Genomic DNA, 11,227 nt, shown 5'->3' with positions numbered 1-11,227 from the left:
GGCTAGGAATAGCCCGTCCGGCGTTTGAGGACGAGGCCGCAGGCCGGATAAAGGGGGGTCCAGGGGGCGGAGCCCCCTGGTTTCGGGAAGGGGCGGGGTGGGGGAAGCCCCCGGCAGGGCTCACATGCGTGTGAAGCACCACACCGCGAGCGCCAGCGCGCCGGATCCGGCCAGCGCCGAGACGGCCGCCGCGGCCGTCGGCCGCACCCCGTGGGCCACCGGCTCGCCGTGGGCCACGCGTGCCCCGGTCCACAGCAGCAGCCCGGCCCCGAACAGCGCGAACACCGTCCCGGCAAAGATCGCTGGTCCGCTCTCCATGGCCTGGCCTCCCCGTGCCGTCCCCTGCGCGGCGCCCGTCGGGTGCCCCGCCTGCGGAGGCTGGCACGCCCGGGCGTCCGGTGCGCGAAATCGGGGTGAACGGCCGGGTGAACGGAGGGCGGCCGACAGGGGCCGACATTGGCCGGATTCCCTCCTGGAGGGGCCGACTCCGGGCGCATGGGGAGTACGCGGCGCTACTCCCCCACCGGCTCCAGGAACCCTTGCTCCACAAGAAGCCGGATCTGCGCCGGTGTGCGGTCCCGCAGGACCACGGGGTCCTCGCCCATGAGCTGGGCGATGGCGTCCAGGATGCGGCCCGCGCTGAGCGAGCCGTCACACACGCCCGCGAAGCCCGCACCCACCGTGTCCACCTGCGTGGCCCGCCGCATCCCGCGGTGCTGGCGCAGGACGACGTGCTCCGGGTCCTCGGCCCCGGGCAGGCCGACCTGCTCCTGCACCACTTCACCGGCGAGCTTGAAGTGCCCGGCGAGCAGCGCGGCGTCGTCGTGGGCACGCAGGTAGTCCTGGCGCGCGAAGTGCGCCCGCACCGTGTCGCCGAGGGGCTGCTCGACGGGGTGCGGCCACTCCTCGACCGTCACGGACGGCTCGGCGGCGCCGGACTTGCGCAGGGTGATCCAGCCGAAGCCGACGCCCCGGGTCTTGCGGGCCTCGAACTCGTCGAGCCAGGCGTCGTACCGCGCCGCGTACGCGGCCGGGTCCGTGCGGTGGTCCCCGGCGTCGCGCAGCCACAGCTCGGCGTACTGCGTGACGTCCTGGACCTCGCGCTGCACGATCCACGCGTCGCAGCCGCGCGGCACCCAGGAGCGGACCCGCTCGGTCCACTCCTCGCCCTCGACGTGCTGCCAGTTGGCGAGGAACTGCGCGTACCCCCCTTCGTTCAGCCTGGCCCCCGCCTGCTGAACGACCGAGCGGCACAGATCGTCCCCGCCCATGCCGCCGTCCCGGTACGTGAGCCGGGCGCCCGGGGAGATCACGAACGGCGGGTTGGACACGATGAGGTCGTACGTCTCGCCGTCCACGGGCTCGTACAGGGAGCCCTCGCGCAGGTCGGCTTCCGGCGCTCCGGAGAGCGCGAGGGTGAGCCGGGTGAAGTGCAGGGCGCGCGGGTTGAGGTCGGTGGCGGTCACCCGGGTGGCGTGCTGCGCGGCGTGCAGCGCCTGGATCCCGGAGCCGGTGCCGATGTCGAGGGCGCTGGCCACGGGCGTGCGTACGGTGATGCCGGCGAGCGTCGTGGACGCGCCGCCGACGCCGAGCACCACCCCTTCGTCCCGGCTCCCGATGCCCCCGGCACCGCCGACGGCGCACCCCAGGTCGGAGACGATGAACCAGTCCTCGCCGTCGGGCCCCCCGTACGGCCGCACGTCGACGGCGGCCCGGACGTCACCGTCGCCCTCCCGTACGAGCCAGCCGCTCTCCAGGAGAGGGCCGACGGGCAGCACCCGCTCCACGCGCGCGTGCGGCACGGAACGCTGCAGCAGGAAGAGACGTACGAGCGTCTCCAGGTCACCGTCGCCCCGAGTGGCCCGCAGCGCAGGCACGGTCTCGCTGCGCGCGAGCGCGGCGTACGCGGGCGCACCGAGCAGCTCGAGCAGCCCGTCCGCGGTGAAGTCGGCCCCCAGAAGGGCCTCCCTCAACCGCGCGGACACATCGGAACGATCAGACATAGGCAGGCCATAACTCACGCCCACATTGTGACCCGTCCACACTCATCGCACTGGCTGTGGGCAGCCGCGCCGCTGCCTCTGCCGCTCCCGCTGTGGGCAGCTGGTCCGCCCAGAGGGCGAGTGGGGCATCCCCTGCTCGAGCGAAGCCGAGAGCTTGGGGAAGGGTGGGCACAGCCCATCCGACGGCCACCGCTCCGTCAGGACGCCGAAGGCGAGCCCCCGGCCTTGCAGCTGTCCTGCTTCCGCATCGCCTTGCCCACGTCCCCGGCCTCCAACCGCTTCTGCGCCGAGTTCTCACTCTTGCTGAGCTTCCCGAGCTCCTCCGCGATCTTCGCGAGGTCGTCCGCGAAGGCGGCCTGGTCCTTGGTGTCGAGCTTGTCGGTCTGCGTCTTGAGGTCCGCGTACGACTTGGAGAGGCCGTCCAGCTCCTTGGTGGCGTCGTTCAGCTTCTTCTCGCCGTCGTCCACCGGAGGGGCACCCGCCTTCTTCAGGGCGGTGGCGCGCTCGGCGTACGCGGCGGAGATGTCCCCGAACGCCTTGGAGTCGGTCGCCTTGACGTCGTCCGGCGAGCTGTTGTCCGTGGTCTGCTTCTTGATGGCCGCGTTGGCGTCCGAGATCTTCTTCGACTGCGCCTGCACCGCCGTGTCGCAGACCTTCTTGGCCCAGTCGTCCAGCTTCTTGTTGCCGTCGTCACTGCTGCATCCCGACAGCGCCAGTACCAGTACCAGTACCGCACCGCCGGACACTGCGGCCGCGAGCTTCTTGTTCACCGGATTGGTCCCTTCCATGGCTCTCGGCCCCGGAACTTACACGCCAACCGGGCGACGACCGCATGCCAGGGACCCGGTACCACCCCTTTTGCAGCCATTTGCACCAAGGCTGGTCCGGCGAGAGAAGCCTCACGACCCCCCGCCGCGCGCGCCCACGGGAACGCACGACGGGCGGACGGCGCCTCAAATGGCGCCGCCCGCCCGCACGTTGAGCCGGTGTTACGAAACCACAGCCGGGTCGGCCGACTTGACGGCCTTCCCCGCGTTGCCCTCGTCACCCACGGCGATCCCGCGCCGCTTGGACACGTACACCGCGCCGACGATGACCGCGATGGAGAGCACCGCGATCAGGACGCGCATGCCGACGCTCTTGTCCTCCCCGTAGGAGAACTTGACGACCGCGGGCGCGATGAGCAGCGCCACCAGGTTCATCACCTTGAGCAGCGGGTTGATGGCCGGGCCCGCGGTGTCCTTGAACGGGTCGCCGACCGTGTCGCCGATGACGGTCGCGGCGTGGGCCTCGCTGCCCTTGCCGCCGTGGTGGCCGTCCTCGACGAGCTTCTTCGCGTTGTCCCACGCGCCACCGGAGTTGGCGAGGAACACCGCCATCAGGGTGCCGGTGCCGATGGCGCCCGCGAGGAACGCGCCGAGCGCGCCGACGCCGAACGTGAAGCCGACCGCGATCGGCGTGAGCACGGCGATCAGGCCGGGCGTGGCCAGCTCGCGCAGCGCGTCCTTGGTGCAGATGTCCACGACGCGCCCGTACTCCGGCTGCTCCGTGTAGTCCATGATCCCGGGGCGCTCGCGGAACTGCCGCCGCACCTCGTACACCACGGCTCCCGCGGACCGCGACACCGCGTTGATCGCGAGCCCCGAGAAGAGGAAGACGACCGCGGCGCCGAGGACGAGACCCACCAGGTTGTTGGGCTGGGAGATGTCCATGACCAGGTTCATGGGCGCGCCGTCGCCGAGCTTCTGGCCGACGTCGTCGGCCGCCTCCGCGATCGCGTCGCGGTACGAGCCGAAGAGCGCCGACGCCGCGAGGACGGCCGTGGCGATGGCGATGCCCTTGGTGATGGCCTTGGTGGTGTTGCCCACGGCGTCCAGGTCGGTGAGGACCTGCGCGCCGGCGCCCTGGACGTCGCCGGACATCTCGGCGATGCCCTGCGCATTGTCGGAGACCGGACCGAAGGTGTCCATGGCGACGATGACGCCGACCGTGGTGAGCAGGCCCGTACCGGCGAGCGCCACCGCGAACAGGGCCAGCATGATCGACGTACCGCCGAGCAGGAACGCGCCGTAGACGCCGAGGCCGATCAACAGCGCGGTGTAGACGGCCGATTCGAGCCCGACGGAGATGCCCGCGAGCACGACGGTCGCGGGGCCGGTCAGGGACGTCTTGCCGATGTCCTTGACGGGCCGCCGGTTGGTCTCGGTGAAGTAGCCGGTCAGCTGCTGGATCAGCGCGGCGAGCAGGATGCCGATGCCGACGGCCACGACGGCCAGGATCCGCGGGTCGCCGTCCTTGGCGAGGATCGCCGCGTCCTCGACGCCGTCCAAGTCGGCGTACGAGGAGGGGAGATAGACGAAGACGGCGGCCGCCACGAGCGCTAGCGAGATCACCGCGGAGATGAAGAAGCCGCGGTTGATCGCGGTCATGCCGCTGCGGTCGGAGCGCCTCGGCGCCACCGCGAAGATCCCGATCATGGCGGTGACGACGCCGATCGCCGGGACGATCAGCGGGAACGCGAGCCCGGAGTCGCCGAACGCCGCCTTGCCGAGGATCAGCGCGGCGACGAGCGTGACGGCGTACGACTCGAAGAGGTCGGCGGCCATCCCCGCGCAGTCGCCGACGTTGTCGCCCACGTTGTCGGCGATGGTCGCGGCATTGCGCGGATCGTCCTCCGGAATGCCCTGTTCGACCTTGCCGACCAGGTCGGCGCCGACGTCGGCGGCCTTGGTGAAGATGCCGCCTCCGACACGCATGAACATCGCGATCAGCGCGGCCCCGAGGCCGAAGCCCTCCAGGACCTTCGGCGCGTCGGCCGCGTACACGAGCACGACGCAGGACGCGCCGAGGAGCCCGAGGCCCACCGTGAACATGCCGACGACGCCGCCCGTGCGGAAAGCGATCTTCATGGCTTTGTGCGAGACGGCGGTGAGATCCTTTTCCGGCTCGCCTTCCGCCGGTGTCGCTTCCCTGGCCGCGGCGGCCACACGGACATTGCTGCGTACGGCGAGCCACATACCGATATAGCCGGTGGTCGCCGAGAACGCCGCGCCGATCAGGAAGAACACCGAACGGCCGATGCGTTGATTCCAGTCGTCCGCGGGCAGCAGCATGAGCAGGAAGAACACCACGACGGCGAATACGCCGAGGGTCCGCAACTGCCGCCACAGATAGGCATTCGCGCCTTCCTGCACCGCCGCCGCGATCTTCTTCATGCTGTCGGTGCCCTCGCCGGCCGCGAGTACCTGGCGTACGAGCACCCAGGCGACCGCGAGCGCGGCGATCGCGACGGCCCCGATGACCATCACGATGAGCCGGTTGTCGTCGGTCAGTACCGCACCTGCGAGGGCTGAGGGGTGGTCAAGCTGATGAGGGGTAGAAAGCCCCGCCATTCGTCCTCCTTGACGCTTGGGCTGAGCTCAAGATGTGGACGGATTGTAGGGAGCCGGACCTGATCAAAACAGTGCGCCGCAAACGGAATTGGCGTGCAAGCGCGGGCCCGCAAATGATCGCGTTCCCGGATTGGCCCCGAAAGCGGTAATGCCCCAAAAGCATTGACGACACCGTTGACGCTGATCGCACTAAAGAAAAACGCAGCTCATGAGTACGACCGGTGGCACTCCGGAAAGATCAGACCGCCCGGCGTTCGGGCCGAGCGAATCAAACCCGTCCGGCGTGTGACGACGAGCGCGAAGCGCGATCAAACGGCCACTCAGGACCGGTTGGCCAGCCCGGCGAGGGCCACCTCGTCGGGGCTGCCCTCCTCCGCACTGAACACGTGCACCACCAGGCCGCCCTCGCCCGGCGCCGCCGGCACGTGCAGCGTCTCGTAGTCGAGGGTGAGCTCCCCGGCCACAGGGTGCCGCAGCCGCTTGCTCCCCGCCGCGCACATCACCACCGCGCCGGTGTCCCAGATCTGCCGGAACTTATCGCTCCGCGCGGCGAGTTCGGCGATGAGCGCGGCGAGCTCGGCGTCATCGGCGTAGCGCCCCGCCGAGACGCGCAGCTGCCCCACGGCCTCCACCGCCCGGTCCTCCCAGTCGGCGAAGACGTCCCGCGACGCGGGGTCGAGGAGGAGGTACCGGGCCTGGTTCCGCTCGCGCCGCCCCGGCTCGCCCAGGCCGCCGACCAGCTCGGCGCCCAGCTGGTTGAAGGCCACGACGTCGAGGCGGTGGTTCGTCACGAAGGCCGGAATGCCGTCCAGGGAGTCGAGGAGCCGCCGCAGCAGGGGGCTGACGCGGGCCCTGGGCACGGGGTCGCGCCGGGCGGCGACGAGCGTGTCCAGATGCCGCCGCTCCGCCGCGTCGAGGCCGAGCGCGTCGGCGAGCGCGTCCAGGACCTCGGGGGACGGCTGGGTGGCCCGCCCCTGTTCAAGTCGTACGTAGTAGTCCACGCTGATACCGGCGAGCTGGGCCAGCTCCTCGCGGCGCAGCCCCCGCACCCGCCGCCGACGGCCACCGGCGAGTCCGACGTGCTCCGGCGCGACGCGCCCCCGGCGGGCCCGCAGGAATCCGCCCAGCGCCCGCCGCGTGTCACCGAGCTCGTCGATGCCGCCGCCGTTCTGCTGACTCACCCCGTCCATGCGTTCCAGTATGCGTGGGACTCGCAGTACCAGGATGGGGATTCCGCCGGTCGAAGGGGGTACTGGCTACCCGCTCGCGCCCGGGAGAACGTGGACGGCATGACCGGCAAGAAGATCCTCATCGTCAGCGCCCACCCCGACCCCCGCTCGCTCAACGCCTCCCTGACCACCTTCGCGGCCGACCACCTGCGCGCGGCGGGACACGAGGTGCAGGTGTCCGATCTGTACGCGATGAAGTGGAAGGCGACGGTCGACGCCGACGACTTCCCGGAGCAGCCGGCGGACCAGCGGCTGCATGTGATGAACGCCTCCGAGGACGCCACCCTGGCCGGGCAGCTTTCGGCGGACGTGGCGGCGGAGCAGGAGAAGCTGCTCTGGTCGGACGCGGTGATCCTGCAGTTTCCGCTGTGGTGGTTCTCGGCGCCCGCGATCGTGAAGGGCTGGATCGACCGGGTCTTCACCGCCGGTTTCGCCTACGGCGCGAAGGTCGCCCCGCCGTACACCGAGGCCGGCCCGCTGGCGGGCCGCCGCGCCCTGGTGTCGGTGACGTACGGCGCCCGCGAGTCGGCCTTCTCCGACCGGGGCATCCACGGCCGCCTCGACGATGTCCTCCACCCGCTCCAGCACGGCCTGTTCTGGTTCACCGGCATGTCGCCCCTGGAGCCGTTCGCACTTCCCCACGCGAACGACCTGCCGCAGGACCAGTTCGAGGCGGCCAAGCGCCAGTACGCCCACCGCCTGGACACCCTCTTCACGGCGCCCCCGGTCCCGTACCGCACCCTCACGGGCGGCGACTACGACCACGACATGCGCTTGCTCCCCGGCAGGGAGACGGAGGGAACCCGGGGCTTGGACCTGCACGTGCTATCCAGCCTGTCCGGCACTACACCCAGCCCGTCCGGCGTTTGAGGACGAGCGCGAAGCGCGAAAAAGGGCAGGCGGGTGGGGGAAAACCCACCGGACGACGCCCCCTGAGCCCGGGCCGGCCCCGCCGCACGGGGCACCAAGGTCACCGCTCAGGCACAGCGCCCAGCGAAACGGTTGGCCAGCTCATCCGAATCAGCCCCCCGCTCTCGCTCGCCGTGACCTCCACGTCGTCCACAAGGCCGCTGATGACGGCGAGGCCCATCTCGTCCTCGGCCTCGGCCTCCGGGTCGTCGCCCCCGCCGGGGCGCACGCCGGACGCACCGGCGGGCACGGACCGGGGAGCCTCGTCACCGACCTCGATGGAGAACTGCTTCTCCTCCTCGACCAGCGCGACCCGCACGGGCGCGGAGATACCGGCGGCCTGATGCAGGCCCACGGCACGGGTGCAGGCCTCGCCGACCGCGAGCCTGACCTCGTCGAGGACGGCCTCGTCCACTCCGGCCCTTCGCGCCACCGCGGCCGCCACCAGTCGGGCGGTCCTGACGTGCTCGGGCAGCGCGCTGAAGCGGAGTTCAACCGTGGCCATGCATCCCCCTCGGACATACACGCGTACTGTCGGGGGGCCGGGGGGGCCGACCGGGGCCCCCCCCTGCGGCCACTCCGGGGCGTTGGGCGGGGGCCCGCTGCCGGACCCGGTGTGCGGGGGCGGCGCGCGGGCACCCCTTCCCGAGCGCGGGGGGGGGGCCGTGCCCGAAGGGGGCGCCCCCCGCCGTTCTGCCACTCCGGGCCTTGGCCCGGGGCCCGGGACGAGGCCCGGGTGTCCGGCCGCGCGGCCGGCTTCCGGCTCAGTCGGTGGCCGCGACCGCTTCGTCGACCGAGGTGTGGATCGGGAAGACCTTGGTCAGGCCGGTGATACGGAAGATCTTGAGAATGCGCTCCTGGTTGCAGACCAGGCGCAGCGAGCCCTCGTGGGCCCGCACTCGCTTCAGGCCACCGACCAGCACGCCGAGTCCGGTGGAGTCGAGGAAATCCACGCGCTCCATGTCGACGACCAGATGGAAACTGCCGTCGTTCACCAACTCGACCAACTGCTCGCGCAGCTTGGGCGCGGTATATACATCGATTTCGCCACCGACCTCGACGACCGTACGATCGCCGACGGTACGGGTCGACAGAGACAGGTCCACGGATCCTCCAGCACCTTGCTATCGAGCGGTCGCCCCTCGGGACACTTCGGCCCACGCCCCCAGGACGGATCGCCAGCCGCGATGGCATTCAATCACTTACCGGCAGGCGCGCACGACGCCTTCGGACCATTGTCCATCCCGCCAGTGACACACTCGATGCCGATGGCCAAGATTTCCCCTTCCGGAGGACCCCCGGCGGACACCCCGGCCCGCACCACCCCGCAGACGGTCCTGGACCGGCTGACCTCGGGGCCGAGCCGAGCTGCGCGCGTCACTCATACGGAGCACCTGCCCCGGCGGGAGGCCCGGTATGCCGTCTGGCCCGACCGCATCCGCCCGGAAGTGATCGCCGCCGTGCAGGCGGCCGGAATCGAGCACCCCTGGGCCCACCAGGCACGCGCCGCCGAACACGCACTGGACGGCGAGTCCGTCGTCGTCGCCACCGGCACCGCGTCCGGCAAGTCCCTGGCCTACCTCACCCCCGTGCTCTCCGCCCTCCTCGACGGCGCCGAGGCACCGAACGGCCGGGGCGCCACCGCCCTGTACCTGGCCCCGACCAAGGCCCTCGCCGCCGACCAGCGCCGCGCCGTGCGCGCCCTCGCCGAGCCGCTCGGCACCGCCGTGCGGCCCGCCGTGTACGACGGCGACACCCCCGTCGAGGAACGCGAGTGGGTGCGCCAGTACGCCAACTACGTCCTGACCAACCCCGACATGCTGCACCGCGGGATACTCCCGTCCCACCCCCGCTGGTCCTCCTTCCTGCGCTCCCTGCGCTATGTCGTCATCGACGAATGCCACACCTACCGCGGCGTCTTCGGCTCCCACGTCGCCCAAGTCCTTCGCCGTCTGCGCCGCTTGTGCGCCCGCTACGGCTCCGACCCCGTCTTCCTCCTCGCCTCCGCCACGGCCGCCGACCCGGCCGTCGCCGCCGAGCGCCTCACCGGCCTGCCCGTCACCGAGGTCGCCGACGACGCCTCCCCCCGCGGCGAGGTCGTCTTCGCCCTCTGGGAGCCGCCGCTCACCGAACTGCACGGCGAGAAGGGCGCCCCCGTCCGCCGCACCGCCACCGCCGAGACGGCCGACCTCCTGACCGACCTCACCGTCCAGGGCGTCCGGTCCGTCGCCTTCGTCCGCTCCCGGCGCGGCGCCGAACTGATCTCCGTGATCGCCCAGGAGCGCCTCTCCGAGGTCGACCGGTCACTGGCCCGCCGCGTGGCCGCGTACCGGGGCGGCTATCTCCCCGAGGAGCGGCGCGCCCTGGAGCAGGCCCTGCACTCCGGCGAACTGCTCGGCCTCGCCGCCACCACCGCCCTCGAACTGGGCGTGGACGTCTCCGGGTTGGACGCCGTCGTCATCGCCGGCTACCCCGGCACGCGCGCCTCCCTCTGGCAGCAGGCGGGCCGCGCCGGGCGCTCCGGGCAGGGCGCGCTCGCGGTGCTCGTGGCCCGGGACGACCCGCTGGACACCTATCTCGTCCACCACCCCGAGGCGTTGTTCCAGCAGCCCGTCGAGTCGACCGTCCTCGACCCCGACAACCCGTACGTCCTCGCTCCCCACCTGTGCGCCGCCGCCGCGGAAATCCCCCTCACCGACGCCGACTTCAAGCTCTTCGGCCCGGCCACGGAGGAACTGCTCCCGCAGCTGGAGGCCGCGAAGCTGCTGCGCCGGCGCACCAAGGCCTGGCACTGGACCCGCCGCGAGCGGGCCGCCGACCTCACCGACATCCGCGGCGAGGGCGGCCGACCGGTCCAGGTCGTCGAGGAGGGCACCGGCCGGCTGCTCGGCACGGTCGACGCCTCGGCCGCGCACACGACCGTCCACGAGGGCGCGGTCCACCTCCACCAGGGTCGTACGTATCTCGTGCGGCACCTGGACCTGGAGGACTCGGTCGCGCTCGTCGAGGAGGCCGCCCCTCCCTATACGACGACCGCCCGCGACACCACCGCCATCTCCGTCCTCGACACGGACACCGAGATCCCCTGGGGCTCCGGCCGCCTCTGCTACGGCTCCGTCGAAGTCACCAACCAGGTCGTCTCCTTCCTGCGCCGCAAGCTCATCACCGGTGAGGTGCTCGGCGAGACCAAGCTGGACCTCCCGCCCCGCACTCTGCGCACCCGCGCGGTGTGGTGGACGGTCACCGAGGACCAGCTCGACGCCGCCCGCGTCAACCCGGAGATCCTCGGCGGCGCCCTGCACGCCGCCGAGCACGCGTCCATCGGCATGCTGCCGCTCTTCGCCACGTGCGACCGCTGGGACATCGGCGGCGTCTCCGTGCCCCTGCACCCGGACACGCTGCTTCCCACGGTCTTCGTGTACGACGGGCACCCCGGCGGTGCCGGGTTCGCCGAGCGCGCCTTCCACACGGCCCGCGCCTGGCTCACCGCCACCCTTCAGGCCATCGCCTCCTGCGAGTGCGACGCCGGCTGTCCCTCGTGCATCCAGTCCCCCAAGTGCGGCAACGGCAACGAGCCCCTGCACAAGCGCGGCGCGGTCCGCCTGCTCACCACGCTCCTCAAGGACGCCCCCGCGAGCTCCTCCGACGCCGACCCCGCCTCTTGAGGCGACGGGAATGTCCCCTGCGGGATCCA

At 71.7% G+C, this 11,227-nt stretch carries 9 protein-coding genes; 2 read left to right on the top strand and 7 right to left on the bottom strand.

Annotated elements, in window-relative coordinates; genetic code table 11:
* Positions 1-120 precede the first annotated feature (120 nt).
* From ACFWZ5_RS29690 to ACFWZ5_RS29670, 5 genes are all read right to left on the bottom strand, one after another.
* On the bottom strand, positions 121-318 hold the full coding sequence (locus ACFWZ5_RS29690) for a hypothetical protein (RefSeq protein WP_384805057.1): 198 nt from the start codon (positions 316-318) through the stop codon (positions 121-123).
* 194 nt (positions 319-512) lie between these two features.
* The gene (locus tag ACFWZ5_RS29685) at positions 513-2,003 is read right to left on the bottom strand and encodes a methyltransferase (RefSeq protein ID WP_384805059.1); all 1,491 of its coding nucleotides are present in this window, start codon (positions 2,001-2,003) and stop codon (positions 513-515) included.
* 197 nt (positions 2,004-2,200) lie between these two features.
* Positions 2,201-2,791, bottom strand: a complete 591-nt coding sequence (locus ACFWZ5_RS29680) for a small secreted protein (RefSeq protein ID WP_384805061.1) — start codon at positions 2,789-2,791, stop codon at positions 2,201-2,203.
* Positions 2,792-2,992: 201 nt separating this feature from the next.
* Entirely contained in the window at positions 2,993-5,395 is a 2,403-nt protein-coding gene (locus ACFWZ5_RS29675; protein WP_384805063.1) for a sodium-translocating pyrophosphatase, read from the bottom strand.
* Positions 5,396-5,715: 320 nt separating this feature from the next.
* Positions 5,716-6,585 carry a helix-turn-helix domain-containing protein gene (locus ACFWZ5_RS29670; protein WP_384805065.1) on the bottom strand — a complete coding sequence of 290 codons (870 nt, stop codon included), beginning with the start codon at positions 6,583-6,585 and terminating at the stop codon, positions 5,716-5,718.
* A gap of 99 nt (positions 6,586-6,684) precedes the next feature.
* On the opposite strand from ACFWZ5_RS29670, the gene ACFWZ5_RS29665 reads away from it, so the two are divergent.
* Positions 6,685-7,494: an NAD(P)H-dependent oxidoreductase gene (locus ACFWZ5_RS29665; protein WP_384805067.1), complete on the top strand. Its 810-nt coding sequence runs from the start codon at positions 6,685-6,687 to the stop codon at positions 7,492-7,494.
* 100 nt (positions 7,495-7,594) lie between these two features.
* Here the strand turns inward: ACFWZ5_RS29665 and ACFWZ5_RS29660 are convergent, their stop codons facing one another.
* Together ACFWZ5_RS29660 and bldG are read right to left on the bottom strand one after the other, a co-directional pair.
* Entirely contained in the window at positions 7,595-8,038 is a 444-nt protein-coding gene (locus ACFWZ5_RS29660) for an ATP-binding protein (RefSeq protein WP_384805069.1), read from the bottom strand.
* 259 nt (positions 8,039-8,297) lie between these two features.
* Positions 8,298-8,639 carry an anti-sigma factor antagonist BldG gene (gene bldG, locus ACFWZ5_RS29655; protein ID WP_030677886.1) on the bottom strand — a complete coding sequence of 114 codons (342 nt, stop codon included), beginning with the start codon at positions 8,637-8,639 and terminating at the stop codon, positions 8,298-8,300.
* An 81-nt stretch (positions 8,640-8,720) separates the two neighbouring features.
* Here bldG and ACFWZ5_RS29650 point away from each other — a divergent pair, with 81 nt between their 5' ends.
* Positions 8,721-11,198, top strand: coding sequence for a DEAD/DEAH box helicase (locus ACFWZ5_RS29650; protein WP_384802639.1), 2,478 nt, complete (start codon positions 8,721-8,723; stop codon positions 11,196-11,198).
* Positions 11,199-11,227 lie beyond the last annotated feature (29 nt).

Source organism: Streptomyces sp. NPDC059003 (assembly GCF_042740445.1).
Classification (GTDB): Bacteria; Actinomycetota; Actinomycetes; order Streptomycetales; family Streptomycetaceae; genus Streptomyces.
The sequence above is the reverse complement of the archived record's forward strand: the minus strand, read 5'-3'. Positions and strand labels throughout refer to the sequence as shown.